At 70.0% G+C, this 22,975-nt stretch carries 17 protein-coding genes; 10 read left to right on the top strand and 7 right to left on the bottom strand.

Annotation, left to right across the window (positions count from 1 at the left end; genetic code table 11):
* Positions 1 to 4: 4 nt before the first annotated feature.
* From EDD92_RS36570 to EDD92_RS36560, 3 genes are all read right to left on the bottom strand, one after another.
* A complete protein-coding gene (locus EDD92_RS36570; protein WP_123968267.1) occupies positions 5 to 1,393 on the bottom strand; it encodes a DNA-3-methyladenine glycosylase 2 family protein in 1,389 nt (462 codons plus the stop codon).
* A 405-nt stretch (positions 1,394 to 1,798) separates the two neighbouring features.
* A complete protein-coding gene (gene rsgA, locus EDD92_RS36565) occupies positions 1,799 to 2,896 on the bottom strand; it encodes a ribosome small subunit-dependent GTPase A (RefSeq protein ID WP_123968266.1) in 1,098 nt (365 codons plus the stop codon).
* 251 nt (positions 2,897 to 3,147) lie between these two features.
* Positions 3,148 to 4,164, bottom strand: a complete 1,017-nt coding sequence (locus EDD92_RS36560; protein ID WP_260326996.1) for a LacI family DNA-binding transcriptional regulator — start codon at positions 4,162 to 4,164, stop codon at positions 3,148 to 3,150.
* Between the two features lie 144 nt (positions 4,165 to 4,308).
* On the opposite strand from EDD92_RS36560, the gene EDD92_RS36555 reads away from it, so the two are divergent.
* The 3 genes from EDD92_RS36555 to EDD92_RS36545 are packed head-to-tail and all read left to right on the top strand — an operon-like array spanning position 4,309 to position 7,184.
* On the top strand, positions 4,309 to 5,115 hold the full coding sequence (locus EDD92_RS36555; RefSeq protein ID WP_123968265.1) for an ATP-binding cassette domain-containing protein: 807 nt from the start codon (positions 4,309 to 4,311) through the stop codon (positions 5,113 to 5,115).
* The gene (locus EDD92_RS36550) at positions 5,112 to 6,173 is read left to right on the top strand and encodes an ABC transporter permease (protein ID WP_123968264.1); all 1,062 of its coding nucleotides are present in this window, start codon (positions 5,112 to 5,114) and stop codon (positions 6,171 to 6,173) included. The genes EDD92_RS36555 and EDD92_RS36550 overlap by 4 nt, the downstream gene beginning before the upstream one ends.
* 12 nt (positions 6,174 to 6,185) lie before the next feature.
* Positions 6,186 to 7,184 (top strand): ABC transporter substrate-binding protein, encoded by a 999-nt coding sequence (locus tag EDD92_RS36545; protein WP_123968263.1) that lies wholly within the window; start codon positions 6,186 to 6,188, stop codon positions 7,182 to 7,184.
* A gap of 73 nt (positions 7,185 to 7,257) precedes the next feature.
* On the opposite strand, the gene EDD92_RS36540 is transcribed toward EDD92_RS36545, so the two are convergent.
* From EDD92_RS36540 to EDD92_RS36525, 4 genes are all read right to left on the bottom strand, one after another.
* Positions 7,258 to 8,736, bottom strand: coding sequence for a cellulose-binding domain-containing protein (locus EDD92_RS36540; RefSeq protein WP_123968262.1), 1,479 nt, complete (start codon positions 8,734 to 8,736; stop codon positions 7,258 to 7,260).
* 228 nt (positions 8,737 to 8,964) lie between these two features.
* Entirely contained in the window at positions 8,965 to 10,284 is a 1,320-nt protein-coding gene (locus tag EDD92_RS36535; RefSeq protein ID WP_123968261.1) for a radical SAM protein, read from the bottom strand.
* 58 nt (positions 10,285 to 10,342) lie between these two features.
* Positions 10,343 to 11,005: a pyridoxamine 5'-phosphate oxidase family protein gene (locus tag EDD92_RS36530; RefSeq protein ID WP_123968260.1), complete on the bottom strand. Its 663-nt coding sequence runs from the start codon at positions 11,003 to 11,005 to the stop codon at positions 10,343 to 10,345.
* Positions 11,006 to 11,094: 89 nt separating this feature from the next.
* Positions 11,095 to 12,102, bottom strand: a complete 1,008-nt coding sequence (locus EDD92_RS36525) for a hydroxyacid dehydrogenase (RefSeq protein ID WP_123968259.1) — start codon at positions 12,100 to 12,102, stop codon at positions 11,095 to 11,097.
* Positions 12,103 to 12,212: 110 nt separating this feature from the next.
* Here EDD92_RS36525 and EDD92_RS36520 point away from each other — a divergent pair, with 110 nt between their 5' ends.
* The 7 genes from EDD92_RS36520 (at position 12,213) to EDD92_RS36490 (ending at position 22,956) form a co-directional block, all read left to right on the top strand.
* On the top strand, positions 12,213 to 13,466 hold the full coding sequence (locus tag EDD92_RS36520; protein ID WP_123968258.1) for an FAD-binding protein: 1,254 nt from the start codon (positions 12,213 to 12,215) through the stop codon (positions 13,464 to 13,466).
* Between the two features lie 132 nt (positions 13,467 to 13,598).
* Positions 13,599 to 14,840, top strand: a complete 1,242-nt coding sequence (locus tag EDD92_RS36515) for an ROK family transcriptional regulator (protein ID WP_123968257.1) — start codon at positions 13,599 to 13,601, stop codon at positions 14,838 to 14,840.
* A gap of 11 nt (positions 14,841 to 14,851) precedes the next feature.
* Positions 14,852 to 16,696 (top strand): glycoside hydrolase, encoded by a 1,845-nt coding sequence (locus EDD92_RS36510; RefSeq protein ID WP_123968256.1) that lies wholly within the window; start codon positions 14,852 to 14,854, stop codon positions 16,694 to 16,696.
* Between the two features lie 238 nt (positions 16,697 to 16,934).
* Complete coding sequence (locus tag EDD92_RS36505) at positions 16,935 to 18,200, top strand: ABC transporter substrate-binding protein (RefSeq protein WP_123968255.1); 1,266 nt, start codon at positions 16,935 to 16,937, stop codon at positions 18,198 to 18,200.
* A gap of 23 nt (positions 18,201 to 18,223) precedes the next feature.
* Positions 18,224 to 19,192, top strand: a complete 969-nt coding sequence (locus EDD92_RS36500; protein ID WP_123968254.1) for a carbohydrate ABC transporter permease — start codon at positions 18,224 to 18,226, stop codon at positions 19,190 to 19,192.
* The gene (locus EDD92_RS36495; protein WP_123968253.1) at positions 19,189 to 20,061 is read left to right on the top strand and encodes a carbohydrate ABC transporter permease; all 873 of its coding nucleotides are present in this window, start codon (positions 19,189 to 19,191) and stop codon (positions 20,059 to 20,061) included. The genes EDD92_RS36500 and EDD92_RS36495 overlap by 4 nt, the downstream gene beginning before the upstream one ends.
* Positions 20,062 to 20,094: 33 nt before the next feature.
* Entirely contained in the window at positions 20,095 to 22,956 is a 2,862-nt protein-coding gene (locus tag EDD92_RS36490) for a glycoside hydrolase family 2 TIM barrel-domain containing protein (RefSeq protein ID WP_123968252.1), read from the top strand.
* Positions 22,957 to 22,975: the final 19 nt, after the last annotated feature.

The raw sequence follows: 22,975 nt of genomic DNA, 5'->3' as shown, positions 1-22,975 counted from the left end.
GTTGTCAGTCCAACTCTCCTGCTACGCGCAGGTGTTGCAGGGCGTACGAGCGCCAGGGGCGCCAGCTGTCGGAAACGTCCGGCCCGGGCGGGGCGACGTCGGGATCGCCGAGCGCCCGGGTGCGGATCACCGCGACCGTACCGGCGTCCATGCCGGGCACGGCGAGCAGCGCGGCCTCGGCCTCGTCGCGGTCGGCGCCCGGATCCAGGCGTACGGCGCCGTCGGCGAGGGCGGCGGTGAGCGCGCCCAGGGTGCCGTCCGGTTCGGCCTCCGCGAGGACGCCGGGCTCGGGAAACAGTCGGGTGAGGCTGCCGCACGGTGCGTCGAGCGCCTTCCCGTACCGCCGTACGAGCCGCTCGGCCTCCGCCCGCCCCACCAGCACGCGCACGGCCAGTTCCTCGGGATCGGCGGCCCCCGGCGACCGCAGCCCCGGTCGGGCGGCGACCAGCGGCGCGAGCCGCTCGTCCTCGCCGAGCCGCTCGTCCACGGCGTACGGATCGGCGTCGAGATCGAAAAGCCGCCGCAGCCGCCCCACGGCGGTGGTCAGATCACGGGGGTCGGTGAGCTGCAGCCGGGCGTCCAGCCAGCCACCGGGATGGGCACCGGACGCGGATCTGGCCGCCCCCGGCCGCTCGTCGACGGCGACGATGCCGGTACCGTGCGGAAGCCGCAGGGTCCGCCGGTACGTCCGCCGCCCGCGCTCCCCGCTGACCTCCTCGACACCGTCCACGGCCTCGTCCGCGAGCTGATCGAAGACGGCACCGGCCTGGTACGGCCCTCGGTGGGCGAGCCGCAGCGGAATCCCCGCGGTCGGGGTGGCGGCCCGCCGACCGGCCCTCGGAGCGGCCGCCCGCAGCTCGCTCGGCGTCGACGCGTACACCTCCCGGATCGTGTCGTTGAACTGCCGGACACTGGCGAACCCGGACGCAAATGCGATCTCCGTGATCGGCAGCTCCGTCGTCTGCACCAGGACCCGCGCGGTGTGCGCCCGCTGGGCCCGGGCGAGGGCGACGGGCCCGGCACCGAGCTCACCGGTGAGCTGCCGCTGCACCTGCCGTGCGCTGTACCCGAGCCGCGCGGCCAGCCCCGTGACCCCCTCCCGGTCGACGACCCCGTCCCCGATGAGCCGCATGGCCCGCCCCACCACGTCCGCCCGTACATTCCATTCGGCCGACCCCGGCACGGCATCCGGCCGACACCGCCGGCAGGCCCGGAACCCCGAGCCCTGCGCGGCGGCGGCCGTGGCAAAGAACCGAACGTTGCGCCGTTTCGGCGTCACCGCCGGGCAACTGGGCCGGCAATAGATCCCGGTAGTCGCGACAGCGAAGAAAAACTCCCCGTCGAACCGGCCATCCCGACTCCGCACGGCTTCGTACCTGCTGTCTTCGTCCATCACGCCCTCCAGTCTCCGCCGGACGGGACAACCGGGCTAGCGGAAATCGGACGTGGAGCTGAACCGCCGATCAGCACTGCCAGCACCGGCCGGCATTTTCAGCCCGTCCAGCGGGCACACACGAGGCCACATCAGCCCATCCCAGCCCGACCGACGTGCACACACGAGACCACATCAGCCCATCTCAGCCCGACCGACGTGCACAGACGAGGCCACATCAGCCCATCCCGGCCCGACCGACGTGCACAGACGAGGCCACATCAGCCCATCCCGGCCCGACCGACGTGCACAGACGAGGCCACATCAGCCCATCTCAGCCCGTCCGGCGTTTGAGGACGAGGCCGTTCAGGCCGAAGCGGGGGCCTGGGGGCGGCAGCCCCCAGACGGCGCCCCCACCCCCGGAACCTAGCGCCGCCCCCGCTTCAGCTCCATCGCCGCCCGCCCGGCGGAGCCCTTCCGCTTCCACTCCCGCCGAAGCTCCGCACGGACCCGCGCATCGGTCTTCGCCACGATCCACTGATTTTCCCGCATCAGCTTGCGATAACTCTCCAGCCGCCGATGCGACAACTCACCGCACTCGACAGCATCCCGCACCGCACACCCCGGCTCCGCATCATGCGCGCAGTCATGGAAGCGGCACCGCTCGGCCAGTTCCTCGATCTCGGAGAAGACCTGCCCGACCCCGCTCTCGGCGTCCCAGAGGCCGACGCCCCTGAGCCCCGGTGTGTCGATGAGGACACCCCCGCCGGGCAGTGCGAGCAGGTTGCGGGTGGTCGTCGTATGACGTCCCTTGCCGTCGACGTCCCGCGCGGCCTGCACCTCCATCACCTCGGCGCCGAGGAGCACGTTGGCGAGGGTCGACTTGCCCGCACCGGACTGCCCGAGCAGCACGGACGTACCGCCGGAGACAAGACCGACGAGAACGTCGAGCCCGTCCCGCTCCACGGCACTGACCGTCAGCACGGTCACGCCCGGCGCCGACAGCTCGACGTCCTGGACGAGATGCGCCCGCGTCACCGCGTCCGGCACCAGGTCGGCCTTGGTGAGCACGACCAGCGGCTGCGCGCCCGACTCCCAGGCGAGGGCCAGGAAGCGTTCGATGCGCCCGAGGTCGAGTTCGACTGCAAGGGACACGGCGACGATCGCGTGGTCGACGTTGGCGGCGAGGATCTGCCCCTCGGACCGCTTGGAGGAGGTGGAGCGCACGAAGGCGGTACGGCGCGGCAGATACGTCCGTACGTAGCGCGGGTTGCCGCCGGGTTCGACGGCGACCCAGTCGCCGGTGCACACGACCCGCATCGGGTCGTGCGGGGTGACGAACGCGGTGTCGGCCCGCAGGACGCCGTCGGCGGTGACCACGTCGCACTGGCCGCGGTCGACCCGGATCACACGTCCGGGCAGGAGCCCCTCGGGCTCGTAGGGGGCGAACTCGTCCGCCCATGCGTCGTCCCAGCCGTAGGGGGCGAGCGCGGAGAAAGCAGGGGAAGCTGAGCTGGAAGTCAAGGGTGACCCTTCACAAGGGTGGCCCCGGCGAAAGGAGTTGAGGTGAGCCGACGGCCACGGAGGTGGACTTGATGATCTGGATGCGGGCAGCGCTCGTCGCAAAGACAGCCATCGGTCAACACCTCCCGGTTCCGCACTCGTTCGGCAGCGGCGGCCACCGGCCACCGCTCAATGCCCGCTCACCATAGAGCCGTACGTCCGCCGGGCGCCACGGAATATTCCGGAAGCCTCTCAACAGCCCCCGCCCCGGCTCAAAGGCCCTGCCCCATAAAAGGCCCGGGCACCTCCCCCGACCCCCGCCTGATCAGTTCCGTCGGCATGACGACGGTGCGGGGCGGTGAGGTGTCCCCGTGGATGCGGGCGAACAGCACGTGCGCGGCCGTGGTGGCGAGCGCGACGGGGTCCTGGGCGATGACGGTGACGGGCGGGGTCAGCCGCTCGGCCAGCGGGAAGTCGTCGAAGGCGACGAAGGCGATCCCGGGCGGCAGGACCGTCAGCGCCCCGAAGGCGAGGTTCTCGTTGTCGGCGAGGAGGGCGCTGGGCGGCTCGTCGGAGGCGAGGAGGGCCGTGACGGCCTCGGCGGCGGACGGCGCCGAGCGCAGACCGTGGCGGATGAGGCCGGGGTCGGCGGCGATGCCCGCGGCCCGCAGTGCCGCCCGGTAGCCCCGGTGGCGCTCGCCGTTGGTCCAGATGTCCTGCCGGCCACCGAGGTAGCCGATGCGACGGTGGCCGTGCGCGATCAGGTGCCGTACGGCCTCCTCGACCGCGGCGCGGTTGTCCACCACCACGGTGTCCGCCTCCAGGCCGGGTGCGGCCCGGTCCACGCACACGATCTTGGTGCCCTGCGCCTGGGCCGGGCGCAGGAAACGGTGGCTGCCCGCGGCCGGCGTGAGGATGAGGCCGTCGACGCGGCGGGCGGTGAAGGCGGCGACGACCTCGCGCTCCCGCCGCGGGTCGGCGCGGCTGGAGCCGATCAGCACCACGCTGCCGCGCCGGCGGGCGACGTCCTCGGCGGCGGAGGCGACGGCGGCCATGAAGGGATCGGCCACGTTGTCGACCAACAGGCCTATCGTCCGGCTCGGTTGGTCCGCTCGGCGCAGCTGACGTGCCAACTCGTCGCGCTGGTAGCCCAGTTTGCGGACGGCGGCCTCGACTCTCGCGGCGGTCCGCGGTGCCACGCTCCCGTCGCCGTTGACCACCCGGGACACCGTCATCGCGCTGACGCCCGCCTCGGCGGCGACGTCCTTCATCGTGGGGCGGCCGGCCACGCCGCAGTCCTCCTCGGCAGTCGGGCGGGCGGCTCCGGGCCGCTGTGCAACCTCTTGAGAACGGGTCACACACGACCCTTGACGCCCACCCATGGGGCTCCCAGAATCGACGAACTGTTAACGATACCAACGCGAAGGCACAACATGGCCTCTGCAAGGGAACCACTTCTCGCGGCGCACGGTGTGGTCAAGCGTTTCGGTCACGTCCAGGCGCTGCAGGGCGCCGACTTCACGGCGTACGCGGGCGAGGTCGTCGCCCTGATCGGGGACAACGGCGCAGGCAAGTCGACTCTGGTGAACGTCCTGTCGGGAGTGCTCGCACCCGACGAGGGCGAGGTGCGGGTGGAGGGGCAGGCGGTGCGGTTCGGCGGACCGATGGACGCCCAGCGGCACGGACTTGAGACCGTCTACCAGGATCTGTCGCTCGCACCGGATCTGGATGCGGCGGCCAATCTGTATCTGGGCAGGGAGGTTGTGCGCGGCGGACTGCTCGGCCGCCTGGGAGTGCTCGACCGGCCCGCGATGCGGCAGGAGGCGGTCAAGGCCTTTGCCGAGCTGGGCGTCGAACTGAAAGATGTGACGGCTCCTGTGACAACGTTGTCCGGCGGTCAACGACAGTCGGTGGCCGTAGCGCGTGCAGTCGCGTTCGCGAACAAGGTCATCTTCATGGACGAGCCGACGGCCGCGCTGGGTGTCGTGCAGCGCGCCCGGGTCCTGGAGACCGTGCGCAGGGTCGCCGACCGGGGCATCTGTGTCGTGCTGATCAGTCACAACATGCCCGAGGTGCTGTCGGTCTCGGACCGGGTGGAGGTGCTGCGGCTCGGGCGACGGGTCGCCTCGTTCACCGCAGCGGACACCACGATCGAGGAGCTCGTCGGGGCCATGACCGGGTCGCTGGACGAACCCGGCCCGCAGAACGGGTCCTTGAGGAAAGCAGAGGACGGGCGATGACCGCCGACAGCAAGGAAGTCCGGCCGACCGCGGCACAGCAGGACCCGCCCGCGTCGGAGGGTGCGCACCGGACCGTACCCGACTGGCTGCGGCGGGCGGCCGGTATCAGCGAACTGTGGACCTTCGTGATCCTCGTGGTGCTGGTCGCGTTCTTCACCATCGCCGCGCCGGGCAAGTTCTTCACCCAGTACGACCTCACGCAGATCGCCGTGAACGCGGCCATCTACCTGGTGCTGGGCGTCGGCATGACGTTCGTGATCATCACGGCGGGGATCGATCTGTCGATCGGTTCGGTGCTGGTGCTGGCCGCGGTGGCGGCGGGCGAGTACAACATCCACCACGGCGGGCCGGACGCCGGCTGGGGCACGGTCGCGATCTGTGTGGTCATCGCCCTTGCGGTGGGCGCCGGTTGGGGTGTGCTGCAGGGCGCGGTGGTGGCGACCGGGAAGGTGCCGCCGCTGATCGTGACGCTCGGCGGTCTGGGGGCGGCACTGGGGATCGCCGAACTCGCCACCGGGGGCCAGGACCCGGCCGGTGCGGCAGCCACGCATCTGCAGAACAGCCTCGGCTTCGGCAAGGTGCTCGGCATTCCGTGGCTGGTGGTCCTGGCCGCGGTGGTGACGGCCGTCTTCGGCCTGGTGCTGGGCGCGACGCGTTTCGGCACCCACACCCTGGCGATCGGCTCCAATCCGACTGCCGTACGGCGCGCGGGAGTCGGCGTGGGACGGCACCTGGTGAAGGTGTACGGCCTGATGGGGCTGCTGGCCGGGCTCGGCGCGGTGATGTGGCTGGCCTCGTACGGCACCACGTCGATCGCCGGGCACTCCACCGACAACCTGAAGGTGATCACTGCCGTGGTGCTCGGCGGCACCAGCCTCTTCGGCGGGCGCGGCTCGGTGCTGGGCACCGTGATCGGTGTGTTCATCCCCGCCGTGCTCACCACCGGACTGATCGTCATCGGCGTTCAGCAGTACTGGCAGGACGTCGCGGTGGGCGTCGTGCTCGTCGCGGCCGTCTACGTCGACCAGATGCGCAGGAAGACCCGAGAGCAAGCTTAAGGAGATGTCTCGATGTTGAGCATTCGCAGCAGGCGCAGCGCACTGGTCGCCGCGGGCACCGTACTGGCCCTCACCGGGGCCGCCGCGTGCAGTTCGTCCAGCGGTGGCGGGTCGGGGTCGTCGGGCGGGGCCGCGCACAAGAAGGTGCGGCTGATCACCGGCGTGAAGAGCGACCCCTTCTACATCACCATGACCTGCGCGGCCAAGACGGAGGCGAAGGCGAAGGGCATGGACTTCGGCGCGGACGGTTCCGCGCAGTGGGACGTGTCGGTGCAGCGCCCGCTCCTGGACTCGGTGGCGGCCTCCCGGCCGGACGGGCTGATGATCTCGCCGGTGGACACCAGCGCGCTCACGCCGTCGCTGAAGCAGATCCAGTCGGCCGGCACCAAGGTCGCGCTGGTCGACACCACGGTCACCGACGACTCGATCGGCATCACCCGTATCTCGTCCGACAACGAGAAGGGCGGCCGGGTCGCCGCCGACGCGCTCGCCAAGCTGATGGGCGAGAAGGGCTCGGCCATCGTGATCAGCGTCAAGCCAGGCGTCTCGACGACTGACGCCCGGATCAAGGGCTTCACGGAGGAGATGAAGAAGTACCCCGAGATCAAGCTGCTGCCCACGCTCTACGACAACGACCTGCCGGCGACCGCCGCCTCCCAGATCCAGTCGACGCTGGCGGCCCACCCCGATCTCGGCGGTGTCTTCGCGGGCAACACCAACACCGGCCAGGGCATCGCCACCGGCCTCAAGCAGGCAGGCAAGCAGGGCGTGGTGAAGGTCGCCGCCTTCGACGCCGAACCCGACGAGGTCGCCTCGCTCAAGGCGGGCACGCTCCAGGTCCTCGTCGCCCAGGACCCGGCGGCGATCGGCAGGGAGGCTGTGGACCAGCTGGCGGCCGCCTTCGAGGGCAAGAGCGTCCAGAAGTCGATCGGCACCAACATGGTCGCCATCACGAAGGCGAACATGAACGATCCGTCGGTCAGCAAGTACTTCTACAAGTCGGGCTGCTGACGGGCGGCGCCGAACGACCGGGTGACTCGGTCGAGTTCACCCGGTCGCGGCGCCTGTCACGGGCCGTACGAGGTCAGCTCTTCGCGCAGGCCTGTCCGTTGAGCGTGAAGTCGTACGGCGAGGAGTTCCTGCCCTGCCAGGATCCGAGGAAGCCGAAGGTGATTCTGCCGTCGGCGGGGACCGCCTTGTTGTAGTCGGCTGCGGTCGCCGTGACCCGGGAGCCGTTCTGGGCGACGCTCGCGTCCCACATCTGGCCGACCTTCTGGCCGTCCCGGTAGGACCAGGCGACGCGCCAGGTGTCGAGGGCGTCGACGGTGGTGACGGTGACGGTGGCCTGGAAGCCGTCCGTCCACTGGTTGTCGAGGTGGTAGGCGGCCTTGCAGGTGGCGGACGCGCTCTTGGCGGGATCCGGGGCGCTGCTCTGCGTGGTGGCGGAGGTGCCCTGGGGTTCCGGGTCGGAGTGCTTGCCCCCGCCGGGTTTCGTCGGGGTGATGGCGGAGGGGGTCGGGGAGTCGCTCTTCGGCGTCGGAGTGGCGGACGGCAGGGAGGGGCGCGGGGCCGCCACCGGGCTGCTGTCGGTCGGTGAGTCGCCGCTCGCGGCCTCGTTCTCGCTGCCGCCGAACGGCATCATCGACGTGGCCAGCGCCAGCAGCGACACCATGACGGCGGCCACGAGCAGCCCGCCGCGGATGACGCGTGCGCGGTCGGTGACGGTCCTCGGCTCGCCGCTCTGCCCGTCTGCCGCCTCCGGTCGCCCGACACCGAGGCGCACCTCGGCGGCCCGGCGGCGGCGCTCCAGGTAGGCGAGGCCGCCCCAGCCGATCACACCGCCGGCGAGGGCCGCGGGCAGCCCGCCGCCCTGCGGACGCAGACAGGCGGCGGCCTCCGCGCAGTCCACGCACGTGGCGAGGTGCCGCGAGAGGTCCGGCGGGAGGTCGGCGGCGGGCGACCTGGTGATCGCGTCGAGGAGGCGCGCATAGCTGCGGCACTGCGCGTCCATCGGCGTGTCGAGATGGTTGCGGTGGCAGCGGTCCCTGAACAGGCCCCGCACCTGGTCGAGTTCGTCGCCCACGAGGGCCGGGTCGAGGCCGAGCCGGCGGGCCACCACGGACCGCGGCAACGACTCCACCTCGGCCAGCCACAGCAGCGCGGCATCCGCCTCCTGCAGGTCGCGCAGACCGCGCAGGGCGATCGGGCGGCGCAACGGTGGACCGGTGTAGCGGGCGCCCTTGTCCGAGTTGAGCCACAGGCGCAGGTCGGGGTCGAGGTCGTCGCCCTGTCCGTCGGCCTCCCAGGCCGCCGCCGTGGTGCGTACGGCGGTCAGCAGCAGGGGGATCACGGGGAGCCGGGGCGAGCGGCGGCCGTTGCTCCGGGCGGCTCCGGTCTCGGCGGCGCGGACCTCGCGCATTCCGAGCGCGAACGCCTCCGTGGCCAGCTGCGTGGCCGCGGTGGCGCCGGCCGTGCACAGATCGGCGTAGGAAAGCACCGCGTCCCAGCACTCGGAGAACAGCGCGGCCTCGGCGGCGTCCTTCGGGGTCGGCAGGTCGGGCATGAGTCTCCTGCATCCACAAGCGAGGTCAACTCACCATTTTCGGCGGAGGAGTTGGGGGGAACCTCGCGGCAGGGCAGGAGCCTTTCACGTTTTCAACACAACTGACAAGCGCTCTGTTCAGTTGTCCTGGCAGAACCCTGACAGACCCCTGCGAACCGACCGTGAGGCACAACTCCAGCCTCTTGTACGGCCGGGGACCGCGTTTGACTCACCGTCCCCGGCCGTCACTCACACCTCTGCCGTGTCCTGCGCCGGAAGGCTGTCCATGAACGAGCTGACGGAGAAGACCGCGCGACCGGGTCCGGGCGGACCGTAACCGGGGGGCGAGGACAGCCCGAAGTCGTCCATCGTCTGGCGATAGGCCTGCAGCAGCCGGATGTGGTACTCCAGCGGCGCGCCCTGCGGGTTGGCCTTGCCGAGCGGGGTGGTGGGCTCGGGGCACCAGGTGGTGAAGCGGGGCGTGATGCCGTGCGACATGAAGAAGCGCAGCCCCTCGGTGGTCGAGGCGATCGCCTCGTCGACCGTCTTGAACCCGAAGGGCTCCGCCATCTCCACGCCCGCAACGAAGTTGGGGATCACGTTGCGCGCGCCGAAGACGTCCGCCGAGTCCAGGATCCGCTTGTGCCACTCGTCCCGGCCGACGTAACGCTCCTTGCCCGGGCAGTACATCTTGAACAGATACTCGTCCCACACCTCGTAGTTGGGGTGGTAGATCTGCACGCCGTAGTCCTTGAACCGCTGCACGTCGTCCTTGGGCAGCGCCTGGGCGACGACCTTGCCGATCCAGCGGCCCGGGAAGTGCTCCTCGATGGCCTTGGCGTACATGCCGTAGAAGTCGGCCTCGTCACGGCCCTGGAGCTTGGAGGTGATGGCGCCGCCGGTGAGGGTGTAGGCGGTGGATGCCTTCGCCGTGTCGTAACGGTTGATGATCTCCAGGGCTTCCAGGACCTCGTCGACGTCCTTGACTCCCGTGTACGGCCGCCCGGCCGCCTTGTGCTGGCGCCAGTTGTGGTTGATGTCGCAGTACTGGCACTCCTCCTTGGCGCCGAAGTACTGGCAGACCCGGAAGACGGTCAGGTAGATCAGGTAGCCCCACTGGATGGTCGGGGCGACCTCCATGACCGACTTCCCGTTGGAGAGGGTGTGCCGGTAGTACTCCGGCATCGGCGGCACACCGACATCCGCGATGCGTTTGCCGTCGAGGTACAGCCCGAGCATCCCCTCGTCGTCTGCGGCGACGCGGTAGGGCGAGGTCGGGTTCACGCGTACGGAGACGACGGTACGGCGCAGGTCGTACGGGCCGCCGGTGAGGATGATCTCCTCCGGGGGACGCCTGAGCGCGGCCTCGCCCAGCTCCGGCAGGGTCCCGTGGTCGAAGGAGAAGATGAAGTACGACTTCGGCTTGACCTCGCCGGACTCGTTGTCGCTGAGCGCGGACGGGTCGAAGGCCACGCCTCCACGCAGCAGGTCCTCTTTGAAGACGGCTTCCCGCGGTACGTGCGGGAACCGCTCCATCAGATCCTCGACCAGTGCGGTACGGCTGCCCATCCCGACTCTCCTTCCGGCTCAGGCGTTCAGCTCCTCACGGTATGCCCCCGCGTGCGGGTCAGCCGTGCCGGGTCCCCCCGCGGCGCGCGATGTGTCCTGGTACGGGGGTGCCCGGCGGCAGCTGGGGGTCGGGCACGGGGGTGCCCCAGGCCGAGGTCAGCGGCAGGGTTCCGGCCCACAGGCCCAGCTCGGCGTCGGGTCCGTCGCCGTCGTCGGGCGGGCCGGTGCGGATCTTGACCGAGGCCTCTTCGAGGGACAGGGCGAGGAGGGTGGTGGCGGCGAGTTCCTTGCGGTTCGGCAGGCGGGCGTACGGCCACTGGCCCGGCGCCGCGTGCTCGGTGAGCCGGCGCAGGCCCTCCAGCTTCTCCTCGGGGTCGGTGACCTTGCGGGCCTCGCCGTGGATCATCGCGCTGCGGTAGTTGACGCCGTGCTCGAAGACCGAGCGGGCCAGGACGAGGCCGTCGACGTGCGTGACGGTGACACAGACCGGGGTGCCGCCCGCCAGGCTGCGGCTGGCCACGGAACCGTGCACATAGAGCTGCCGTCCGTCACGCCCGTAGACGGTCGGCACGACCAGCGGACGCCCCGCGACCACCACACCCAGGTGGCAGACGAACCCGGCGTCGAGGATCGCGTCCAGGTCCGCACGATCCAGGCTGCCCTGCTCGCGCAGGCGGCGGTGGCGGGTGAGGTCGGTCTCGGGGAGCGGTTCGAGCGTCACACGAGTGGACGCTACCGATATCGCTGCTGCTGTGCCAGGTATTTACGGAAAAGCTCGTCCAGTGCGCCGATTTCGACGAAATCCGCAGCTCACGCTTCTCTCTCCAGGGCCCCGGGATCAACCGGATGGGCCAGCCCTCCGCCCGCCACCAGACGTGCGGCCTCCTCGGCGACCGTCATGCCGAGGCGGGACAGCTCGTTGCCCTGGGAACCCGCGAGGTGGGGCGTCACGAAGGCGCCCGGGAGGTCGTAGAGGGGAGAGTCGGCGGGGAGGGGCTCGGGGTCGGTGACGTCGAGGACGGCGTTCAGACGGCCGGTGCGAACCTCGTCGACCAGGGCCTCGTGGTCGACCAGGCCGCCGCGCGCGGTGTTGATCAGGGTCGCCCCGTCGGGCATGAGGGCGAGTTCCCGGTGACCGATCAGGTGGTGGGTCTGAGGGGTTTCGGGCGCGTGGATCGTGACGATGTCCGACGTGCACAGAAGGTCGTCCAACGGCAGGAGCTGTACGCCGAGTTCGGCTGCTCGTGGCTCGGTGACATACGGGTCGGCGAGGCTCACGCGCAGGTCGAAGGGTGCCAGCAACTCGATGACGCGGCGGCCGATGCGGGAGGCGCCGATCACGCCGACGCGGCGGCCGTGGTTGCCGATGCCGGGGACGACGCCCCAGCCGGGATGGGCCCGTGTGGTGCGCAGGCGTTCCCGAGCGCCGAGGAGGTCCTTCCCGGCGAGCAGGATCATCGCGAGCGTGTACTCCGCGACCGGCAGCGCGTTGGCCGCCGCGGCCGAGGAGACCGCGATGCCGCGCCGCCAGACCTCGGGCGTGGTGAAGCCCTTGACCGAGCCGGCCGAGTGCAGGATCGCGCGCAGTTCCGGAGCCGCGTCGAGGACGGCCGCGTCCAGGCGGGGGCAGCCCCAGCCGGTGACCAGGATCTCGGTGCGCGCGAGCACCTCACGGACGCGCGGTTCGGTGAAGTCCTCGGCAATCAGGTCCGGATCGATGTCCACCGCCTCGCGCAGTCGCGCGAGGACACTCGGAGGGAAGACGAGCGGCAGGTTCTCGGCGGTCATGGCGAACAGAGCCTGGGGACGCTCGGGCAAGGGGGTGGCCCTCCGGCTTCGGCGAGGAAGTTGTAGAAAACGCTCTCCACGGTAGGTCGCGGCAGATGAGAGGGTCAATGCACACGCACTCGCCGGAGGGACGACAGGGAATGACGGAGACGGTCACCAACTGGGCAGGCAACATCACCTATGCGGCGAAGGAGTTGCACCGGCCCCACTCGCTCGACGCGCTCAGGACGCTCGTGGCCGACAGCGCGAAGGTCCGCGTGCTGGGCAGTGGCCACTCCTTCAACGAGATCGCCGAGCCGGGCCCCGAGGGCACCCTGCTCTCGATCGCCGGACTGCCGCCGGTGATCGACGTGGACACCACGGCCCGCACGGTACGGGTCTCGGGCGGCGTCCGGTACGCGGAACTCGCCCGCGTGGTGCACACGCACGGGCTCGCGCTGCCCAACATGGCGTCCCTGCCGCACATCTCCGTGGCCGGTTCGGTGGCGACCGGCACGCACGGCTCGGGGGTGGCCAACGGATCGCTGGCGGCACCGGTGCGCGAGGTGGAGCTGGTCACGGCCGACGGGGACACGGTGCGGATCGGGCGGGGCGACGCGCGGTTCGACGGCGCCGTCACCTCGCTGGGCGCGCTCGGCGTCGTGGCCGCCCTCACCCTCGACCTGGAGCCGGCCTTCGAGGTCGAGCAGCACGTGTTCACCGAACTCCCCCTCGCGGGGCTGGACCTGGAGGCGTACGAGACGATCGCGGCGGCGGCGTACAGCGTGAGCCTGTTCACCGACTGGCGGGAGCCCGGCTTCCGGCAGGTGTGGCTCAAGCGGCGCACCGACCAGCCGCTCCCGGACTTCCCGTGGGCCGCGCCCGCGACCGAGAAGCTGCACCCCGTGCCAGGAATGCCGGCCGTGAACTGCACGGAGCAGTTCGGGGTGCCGGGGCCGTGGCACGAGCGGCTGCCACACTTCCGGGCCGAGTTCACGCCGAGCAGCGGGGCCGAGCTGCAGTCGGAGTATCTGCTGCCCCGAGAGCACGCCGTCGACGTGCTGCACGCCCTCGACGGGATCCGGACGACGGTGGCTCCCGTGCTGCAGACCTGCGAGATACGCACGGTCGCCGCCGACCCGCAGTGGCTGAGCCCGGCGTACGGGCGGGACACCGTGGCGGTGCACTTCACCTGGGTCGAGGACACGCAGGCCGTGCTGCCGGTGGTGCGGCGGGTGGAGGAGGCTCTGGACCCGTTCGATGCCCGCCCGCACTGGGGCAAGGTCTTCACCACGCCCGCGGCGGTCCTGCGCGGCCGGTACCCCCGACTGGCCGACTTCCGGGTGCTTGCGCGGGCCCTGGACCCGGACGGAAAATTCGCCAACCCCTTCGTGCGGACGGTACTGGGCGACTGATTTCCGGAGGGCTTTATAAACCCCCTTTCCTAACCCCTTGTCGAAAGTCCCTCGCAGGCCATAGCCTTGCGCCGCGCCGGTGCCGACGTGCCCGGTGCCCTTGGCCTGAAAGAACCGGGGGGCGACCGACCTGTGAAGCGCACATCACGTGACATCCGCACCGCGAACCGCTACGAGGTGCTGCGCCAGATCATCGCCGCGTCTCCCACCTCCCGGCAGGAGCTGGCGGCCGCCACCGGTCTGAGCCTCGCCACGGTCGCCACGCTCGTCGGCGAGCTCCTCGATCTGCGGATGATCACCGAGGTCGGGTTCGAGGACTCGGCGGGCGGCCGCCCCCGGGGGCTCGTGGCGGTCAACGCGTCGGGGGGCGCGTTGATCGGCGTTGACATCGCGGAGACGTACGTCCATGTCGAGCTGTTCGACCTGGCGCTGAACGTGCTGGCCCGCGCCGAGGAGGACGTCCGCCCCGGCGAGAGCCTCCCCGAGCAGCTGGTGGGCCATGTCGCCGCCGCCGTCGGCTCGGTGGTCATGCAGGCCGGCATCAAGGGCGCTCGGGTGCTGGGCGTGGGCGTGAGCGTGCCGGGGCAGGTGGACCGCGCCACCGGCATCGCGGAGTACGCGCCCAACTGGGACTGGCACGACGTGCCGCTGCTCGACCTGCTCGCCGAGCACATCGCCTACCCCCTGTACCTGGACAACCCGCTGCGTGCCGTCGCGGTCGCCGAGCTGTGGTTCGGGGCCGCGCGCGGGCGGGGGGACGCCGTCGTGGTCACCCTCGGGACCGGTGTGGGCGCCGGGCTGGTCCTGGGCGGCGGGCTGCACCGCGGAGTCAGCAACAGCGCCGGCGAGTGGGGCCACAACACGATCGTCCTCGACGGCCGGCTGTGCCACTGCGGCAACCACGGCTGCGTGGAGACGTATGTCGGAGCGCCCGGAATCATGCTGAACCTGCGGGAGCTGAGCGCCGGCAGCCCGCTGCTGCACCCGGAGGACCAGACGGCCACCATCGCCGCGCTGGCCCAGGGGATGCGGGAGCAGGACCCGGTGGCGGTCAAGGTGGTCCGGGACACCGCCCGTTACCTCGGCGCCGGCATCGCCGACCTGGTCAACCTGTTCAACCCCGAGGTGGTCGTGCTCAGCAGCTGGGTCGCGGCCGCCCTCGGCGAGCCCCTGGTCGCGGAGGTGCGCGAGGCCGTCGCCCGGCACGCGCTGCCGCGGCCGATGGCCGCCACCGAGATCGTCCTCTCCCCGATCCCCACCGACCCGGCCTGCCTGGGTGCGGCGACGTTCGCGCTGGAAGGCGCACTGCAGTCCGTCGGGCAGAGGAATGCGAAACGCACCCCCGCAAGGAGCCGTACCGCACCACCTTCATGACGACGGAAGGGATGCACGTGACTCACCCCCACCCCAGCAGATCGGTCCTCCTGACGGCAGCAGCCGCGCTCGCCGTCGCAGGTCCCCTGATATCCGCCCCGCCCTCCTCGGCCGCCACCCCCACGGCGGCCGAGGTCTCCCCGCACGCCGCCCAGACCATCGACGACATCGGTGCCTCGGGCGCCTGGTGGGTCAACGACCTGCAGCACTTCAAGCCCGAGGTGCAGGCCCGGGTCGCAGACCTGCTCTTCTCCCAGCAGGGCCTGGGCCTCTCCTCCTACCGCTACAACATCGGCGGTGGCGGCGCCGCGGTCACCACCCCGGCCCGCGCCGCACAGGACTTCCTCAACCCCGACGGCTCGTACAACTGGAGCAATGACAACGGCGGCCGTACGTTCCTCGAGTACGCCGCGAAGTACGGCGTCAAGGACCTCATCGGCTTCGTCAACAGCGCGCCCGCGCAGTGGACGACCAACGGCCAGAGCTGCGGCGGCCAGTTGAAGGCGGAGAACGAGCCGGACTACGCCAAGTACGTGGCGGACGTGACCGACCACTTCGCCGAGCAGGGCGTGAAGCTCGACTACATCAGCCCGTTCAACGAGCCGGACAACGACTTCGGGGACTGCGGCCAGGAGGGCATGAAGGTCACGCCCGACCAACGCGACGACATCGTGCGGGCGTTGGGCGCCGAGCAGCGGGCCCGGAAGCAGCAGACGTCGATCATCGCCGACGAGTCCAGCAAGACGACCCAGTTCGTCGACGAGCTGCCGCAGTGGATCTCGCAGCCGGGTACCGCGCAGTATGTGTCCGCGCTCGCGCACCACACGTACAACAACCCCAACGACGGCCAGCTGGGCAACGTCTACGAGACGTCGAGGACCGTCGGCAAGAAGTCCTGGGCCACCGAGATCTGCTGCTTCGGCAAGGGCAGCACGGGCTGGAACCAGGAGTACGACCCCACCATCGACAACGCCCTGCTGATGTCGCGGATCATCTACAAGGACTTCGCGAGCTCGCACGACTCGGCGTTCCAGTGGTGGGTGGCCCTGGCCAGCGGCTACGGCACCTCGCCCACGGAGCGGAACGACACGGGCTGGAACGACGGCCTGATCTACTACGACCCCGACTACGCGACGAACGGCAACCAGAAGCTGTACTTCACCAAGCGGTACTACGCGCTCGGCCAGTACAGCAGGTTCGTCCGGCCGGGCTCGGTCGCGCACAACGTGACCGGCGCACCGGACGGCGTCGAGGTGTCGTCGTACGACAAGGGCGGCAAGTGGGTGGTCGTGGTCAACAACCACAACTCCAGCGACACGCCGCTGAGTTTGCACTTCAACAACAAGACGCCGGTGCGGGCCGAGAAGGCCGTGCGGACCTCGGCCACCGAGGACTGGGCGAACGTCGCCAGGCCGACGGTGAGCGGCGGCACGGCGTCCACGACCCTCGCGGCCCGCTCCGTCACGACGTACGTCTTCGACCAGAAGGGCCACGGCAGTTCCGCGGTCGCGGGTGCGCTGCAGGGCAAGCAGTCCGGCAAGTGCCTGACCGCGGGCACCTCCGGGGCAGCCATCAGCACGTGCACGGGCGGGACCGAGCAGTCGTGGTCGTACGACGGCAGGGGCGCCCTGAAGGGCGCGAACGGCTATCTCACGGCCGGGAGTTCGGGCCTGACGACGACCGCCGACTTCACCGGTGACGCAGGCCAGCGCTGGCTGCTCAACGCCAACGGCCAGATCCTCAGCGAGGCGTCCGGCAAGTGCCTGGACGTCAGCGGGCAGGCGACCGCCGACGGCAGCAAAGTGATCCTGTACAGCTGCAACGGCGGGACCAACGAGGTCTGGAACAAGGCCTAGTCCCCCGTACCGGGGGCCGCCGGCCACACCCTGACCCGGCGGCCCTCACCCCCGCACCACCCCCATGTTCGGGATTCCGAACCGGATTTAACGCTTCGAACAGACTTCGTCCAACCCCTTGCCGAAGCCTTAGCCGAAGGTTAACGTCCCCGCACCGCAACGCAATTTGAGCCACCTCGCGCTGAAGCCGTGGAGCCGCAGCCTCAGTCGCAGCCGGAATCGAGACAAGGACGTCAGCATGTCGGCAATGAGCAACAGCAACTTCTCCCGCCGGTCAATCTTCCGGGCCGCCGCGGGCATGGCCGCCGCCGGCACGCTGGCCGCGTGCGGCAGCAACAACGGCCGTGGGGGTGGGTCGGGTTCGGGCACGAACCTGACCCAGTACTTCCACGCCTACGGCGAGGCGGGCGTGGAGCAGGCCGTCAAGCGGTACGCGAAGGGGTACACCAAGGCCGATGTGGCCACGCAGTGGATCACCGGCTCGGACTACGAGACCAAGCTCTTCGCCGCCCTGCTCACCAAGCAGGCGCCGGACGTCTTCGAGTTCCACCCGCAGATCCAGCTCGTCAAGAGCGGCCAGGTGGCTGACCTGACGGACATCATCGAGCCCGTCAAGGACGACTTCAACAAGGCGGACATCGCCTCGCACACGGTCGACGGCAAGATCTACGGCGTCCGGATGATCGACGACCCGCAGTTCTTCTTCTACCGCAAGTCGATGCTGGAGAAGGCGAACGTCGCCGTCCCCACGACGCTGGACGAGCTGATCGAGGCCGCCGCCAAGCTGACCACCTCCAAGGTCAAGGGTCTCTTCCTCGGCAACGACCTGCACGCCATCGAGGCCCCTCTGATCTGGTCGGCCGGTGCCGAGACCCTCACCGCCAAGAACGAGGTCGGCTTCAACACCGACGCGGTCGCCGGCGGCCTCAGCCAGCTGCGCAAGCTGTTCACCAGCGGCAACCTGCTTCTGGACGCCCCGGCCGACTTCTGGGACCCCTCCGCCCTCAACCAGGGCCTGTGCGCGATGCAGTTCTGCGGCATGTGGGCGATGCCCGTGATGCAGAAGGCACTCGGCGACGACCTCGGCGTCTTCCCCTTCCCGAAGGTCGGCAGCGCCGGCCGGCTCTCGGTCTACAACGGCGGCTGGTCGATGTTCGTCAACGCCAAGGGCAAGAACGTCGAGGCGGCCAAGGAGTACGTGAAGTGGCTGTGGATCGACCAGAAGAAGTACCAGGAGGACTTCGCGACCTCCTACGGCTTCCACATCCCGCCGCGCACCTCGATCGCCCAGCAGGCCACCAAGCTCCAGTCGGGGCTGCCGGCTGAAGGCGTGAAGCTCTTCAACACCTACGGGCACTTCGACAACATCGGCTGGACCCAGGCCATGTGGAGCGCCATGGACACGGTCATCGCCAACAGCGTCCGTAAGGGCGGGGACCCGAAGGCCGCGCTCGAGAAGGCCGACCAGACCGTCACCCGCGAGCTCAAGAAGCTCTTCGGATAGGCCGGCGGACGGACACAAAGGACATGTCGACCACCACCACCCGCGGGGTCGCCCGCCCCGCCGCGGCCAAGCCTTCCAAGGCCCGGCCGCGGCGGGGGCTCACGGCGAACAATACTCTCAACTTCTGGCTCTTCACCGGCCCGTTCCTCATCGGCCTGGTGATCTTCGTCTTCGTTCCCATCGGCTGGAGCATCTGGCTCAGCTTCTTCGACGCCCGCTTCACGGTCACGCCCAGCCATTTCGTCGGCTTCGACAACTACCGGCAGATGCTGACGAACAGCGACTTCACCGGCTCGCTGGTGACGTTCACCGTCTTCGCCGCGTTCATCGTGCCCACCACCTGGGCACTCTCACTGGGCCTGGCCCTGCTGGTGCACCGGCTGCGGTTCATGCGGGCGTTCTTCCGCTCGGTCTTCTTCCTGCCCACCGCGTGCAGTTATGTCGCCGCCGCGCTGATCTGGAAGATGTCCATCTTCAACGGCGTCCGTTTCGGCCTGGCCAACACGGTCATCGGCTGGTTCGGCGCCGACAACGTCGCCTGGGTCTCCAATCCGAGCCCGCCGTGGTACTGGCTGGTCATCCTGACCGTCCGCCTGTGGCTGCAGGCCGGTTTCTACATGATCCTCTTCCTGGCGGCGCTGCAGAACATCCCGGCAGAGCTGTACGAGGCCGCCGCGATCGACGGGGCCAAGCCGGGCTGGCAGACGTTCCGTTACATCACGCTGCCCCAGCTGCGGGCCACCTCGACCGCGGTGATCCTGCTTCTGCTCGTCGCCGCCTACCAGGCGTTCGACGAGTTCTACAACATCATCACGACCAGGGCGACCTGGGGCCAGACGCCCCTGATGGTCCTCTACAAGACAGCTCTCGGCGCGAACCAGGACTACGGTTCCGGCAGCGCCGGCGCCGTCATCCTGACGGTGCTGATCTGTGTCGTCACCCTGCTGCAGGGCAAGTTCATGGGCTTCGGAAGGGGGGAGGAGTCCAAGTGACCACCACCGCACCCCAGGTCGGCGAGGAACGCCGGCCCAAGCGCGGAGGCCTCCTCGGCAACACCGGTCTCTACGTCGCCGTCGGCATCGCCGCGCTGCTCTTCCTGATTCCGTTCTATCTGATCGTCCGCAACGCCCTGTCCACGGACCAGGAGATCACGGGCGAGAACTGGCAGTTCTTCCCCACAAGTCTCCAATGGGGCAACATCTCCGAGCTGTTCGACGACCCGACCGTCGACTTCGCCCGGTCCATGTGGAACTCGCTGGTCGTCGCCCTTCTCATGACCGCGGGCATCCTGCTGGTCTGCTCGTTGGCGGGATACGGTCTCGCCCGCATCCCCTACCGGCACGCCAACAAGGTGTTCTACGCGGTCCTCGCCACCCTGATGGTGCCCACGGCCGTCACGTTCGTGCCCAGCTTCGTGCTCGTCTCGTCCCTCGGCTGGGTGGACACCTACCGGGGTCTGATCATTCCGGGCCTGTTCAGCGGTTTCACCTGTTTCCTCTTTCGGCAGTACTTCCTCGGGTTCCCGAAGGAGCTGGAGGAGGCGGCGCGGGTGGACGGACTGGGTTACTGGACGGCGTACTGGCGGATCGTCGTGCCCAACTCGCTGAACTTCTTCGCCGCGATGGCCACGATCACGTTCATCAACGGCTGGAACGCCTTCCTGTGGCCGCTGGTCATCGGCCAGGACCCGAGCGCCTGGACCGTCCAGGTCGCGCTCTCCTCGTACATGACGAATCAGACGGTCAACTACCACCTGATCTTCATGGCCACCGCGATTTCCATCCTGCCCCTTGTGCTCGTGTTCCTCTTCCTCCAGCGCTGGCTGGTCCAGGGAATCGCACAGACCGGCATCAAGGGCTGACCCGCCCACCTCACCACCACGACCTGGAGACCGATGACTACCCGCACCACAGCCATCGATTACGTCGAGGACGTCTCCCCGGGCAGCGGCGCTCTACCGCCCCGTGCCTGGTACGCGTCCTCCGACGCCGCGTCCCTCTCACTCAATGGCAGTTGGCGCCTGCGCGTGTCACCGACCATCGACGCCGAGGACGACTCCTTCGCCGAGCCCGGATTCGACGCCGGCGGCTGGCCCGAGGTCACGGTCCCCGGCCACTGGGTCCTCCAGGGCGACGGCGCCTTCGGCCTGCCCATCTACACCAACCATCTCTACCCCTTCCCGGTCGACCCGCCGCACGTCCCGACGGAGAACCCGACCGGCGACCACCTGCGCGTCTTCGACGTGCCCGAGGACTGGCCGGCCGACGGCGGGGCCGTGATCCGCTTCGACGGTGTCGAGTCCTGCGCCCGCGTCTGGCTGAACGGCACGGACATCGGCGAGTTCAAGGGCTCCCGGCTGCCGCACGAGTTCGCGGTCGGGCACCTGCTGAAGCCGAGCGGCAACGTGCTCGCCGTACGCGTGCACCAGTGGTCCGCGGGCTCGTACCTGGAGGACCAGGACCAGTGGTGGCTGCCCGGCATCTTCCGTGACGTGACGCTGCTGCACCGCCCGGCGGGCAGCGCCCTCGACTTCTTCGTGCACGCCTCCTACGACCACCTCACGGGCGAGGGCACCCTGCGCGTCGACTCCGACGTCGACGGGCGGGTGAGCGTGCCCGCACTGGACATCGATGTCGCGACCGGCGAGCCGGTGACGGTCCCGGTCGAGGCGTGGACGGCCGAGACGCCGAAGCTGTACGACGGCGAGCTGGTCACCGAGGGCGAGCGCGTCCCGCTGCGCATCGGCTTCCGCACGGTCGAGCTGGCCGACGGCCTCATCAAGGTCAACGGCAAGGCGGTGCTCTTCAAGGGCGTCAACCGCCACGAGTGGCACCCCGAGAAGGGCCGCGCGCTCGACCTTGCGACCATGCGTGAGGACGTGCTGCTGATGAAGCGGCACAACCTCAACGCGGTACGCACCTCCCACTACCCGCCGCACCCGGCCTTCCTGGACCTGTGCGACGAGTACGGCCTGTGGGTCATCGACGAGTGCGACCTGGAGACCCACGGCTTCACCGAGCAGGCCTGGCGGGACAACCCGGTCGACGACGACCGCTGGACCCCGGCCCTCCTGGACCGCGCGGCCCGCATGGTCGAGCGGGACAAGAACCACCCGTCGGTCGTCGTCTGGTCGCTCGGCAACGAGGCCGGCACCGGACGCGGCCTCACCGCCATGGCCGAGTGGATCCACGGCCGGGACGCCTCCCGCCTCGTGCACTACGAGGGCGACTGGAACTCCCGTGACACGGACATGTACTCGCGCATGTACGCCAATCACGCCGAGGTCGAGCAGATCGGCAAGGAGCTGGACGGCGGCACCCACAAGCGGCGCCAACTCCCCTTCATCCTCTGCGAGTACGGCCACGCCATGGGCAACGGCCCGGGCGGCATCGCCGACTACCAGGAGCTGTTCGAGAAGTACGAGCGGCTCCAGGGCGGCTTCATCTGGGAGTGGATCGACCACGGCGTCAGGCACCCGGAGCTGGGCTACGCCTACGGCGGCGACTTCGGCGAGGAGCTGCACGACGGCAACTTCGTCTGCGACGGCCTGATCTTCCCCGACCGGCAGCCCTCGCCGGGCCTGCTGGAGTTCAAGAAGGTCATCGAGCCCGTCTCCATCGAGGGCGCCGACACTGCCGTACGGATCACGAACAAGCAGGACTTCGCCGACCTGTCCGCGTTCGCCTTCGAGTGGTCCTACCAAGTGGACGGCGAGACGGTCGAGTCGGGCTCCTTGTCGCTGCCCGCGCTCGCGCCGGGCGAGTCCACGGACGTCAAGCTGCCCGAGCCGGCCGCCGACCACGGTGGCGGCGAGACGCAGTGGACGGTACGGGCGCTGCTGGCCGCCGACACCGACTGGGGGCCCAAGGGCCACGAGGTGGCCTGGGGGCAGGTCCCGGTCAATGCACGGACGTTGCCGTCCGTCGCCGCGACCGACGGGCCGGTCGCCGGCGACGGTGTGATCACACTCGGACCCGCTTCCTTCGACGCCCGCACCGGTGCACTGAAGACGATCGGCGGCGTCGGGGTGAGCGGTCTGCGCCTGGACGTGTGGCGGGCGACCACCGACAACGACGAGGGCGCCGAGTGGCAGACCGACACCCGCTGGGCCACCCTGTGGCGCAAGTACGGCCTGCACCGCATGCGGCACCGGCTCGACGGCGTGGAGATCGGCGACGACGCCCTGACCGTGCGGACCCGGGTCGCCCCGGCCGCCTGGGAGTTCGGCCTCGCCGCGGTGTACCGCTGGACCTCGGACGGCAGCCGCCTCAGGCTGACCGTGTCCGTGGGCCCGGAGGGCGAGTGGCCGGTGCCGCTGCCGCGCCTCGGCGTGCGGTTCGGTCTCGCGCAGGCCGACGCTGTGAAGTGGTACGGCGGCGGGCCCGGCGAGGGCTACCCGGACACCAAGGCGGCCTCCAAGGTGGGTCGTTGGGAGTCCACGGTGGACGGACTGCAGACCCCGTACCTCCGCCCGCAGGAGAACGGCGCCCGCGCCGACGTCCGCTGGGCCGAGCTCGGCGGGCTGCGCATCGAGGGCGACCCGGAGTTCTTCCTCACCGCCCGCCGCTGGACCACCGAGCAGCTGGACGCGGCCACCCACCGCACCGACCTCACGCCCAGTGACACGGTGTGGGTGAACCTCGACCACGGCCTGCACGGCATCGGCACCGGGTCCTGCGGGCCGGGCGTGCTGCCGCAGTACCAGCTGCACGCCGAGCCGGCCGAGTTCTCCTTCGTCTTCTCGGAGATCAGTTGACGGACACGGACATACGGTC

This window comes from Streptomyces sp. TLI_185 (assembly GCF_003814765.1).
Lineage (GTDB): Bacteria > Actinomycetota > Actinomycetes > Streptomycetales > Streptomycetaceae > Streptomyces.
Note: the sequence above shows the minus strand (reverse complement) of the source record. Positions and strands in the feature narration are given on the sequence as shown.

Coding starts and splice junctions, on each gene's coding strand:
- EDD92_RS36570 (WP_123968267.1), bottom strand. CDS start 1,393: ATGGACGAAGACAGCAGGTACGAAGCCGTGCGGAGTCGGGATGGCCGG.
- EDD92_RS36545 (WP_123968263.1), top strand. CDS start 6,186: ATGTTGAGCATTCGCAGCAGGCGCAGCGCACTGGTCGCCGCGGGCACC.
- EDD92_RS36520 (WP_123968258.1), top strand. CDS start 12,213: ATGACGGAGACGGTCACCAACTGGGCAGGCAACATCACCTATGCGGCG.
- EDD92_RS36500 (WP_123968254.1), top strand. CDS start 18,224: ATGTCGACCACCACCACCCGCGGGGTCGCCCGCCCCGCCGCGGCCAAG.
- EDD92_RS36555 (WP_123968265.1), top strand. CDS start 4,309: ATGGCCTCTGCAAGGGAACCACTTCTCGCGGCGCACGGTGTGGTCAAG.
- EDD92_RS36510 (WP_123968256.1), top strand. CDS start 14,852: ATGCACGTGACTCACCCCCACCCCAGCAGATCGGTCCTCCTGACGGCA.
- EDD92_RS36535 (WP_123968261.1), bottom strand. CDS start 10,284: ATGGGCAGCCGTACCGCACTGGTCGAGGATCTGATGGAGCGGTTCCCG.
- EDD92_RS36505 (WP_123968255.1), top strand. CDS start 16,935: ATGTCGGCAATGAGCAACAGCAACTTCTCCCGCCGGTCAATCTTCCGG.
- EDD92_RS36540 (WP_123968262.1), bottom strand. CDS start 8,736: ATGCCCGACCTGCCGACCCCGAAGGACGCCGCCGAGGCCGCGCTGTTC.
- EDD92_RS36550 (WP_123968264.1), top strand. CDS start 5,112: ATGACCGCCGACAGCAAGGAAGTCCGGCCGACCGCGGCACAGCAGGAC.
- EDD92_RS36490 (WP_123968252.1), top strand. CDS start 20,095: ATGACTACCCGCACCACAGCCATCGATTACGTCGAGGACGTCTCCCCG.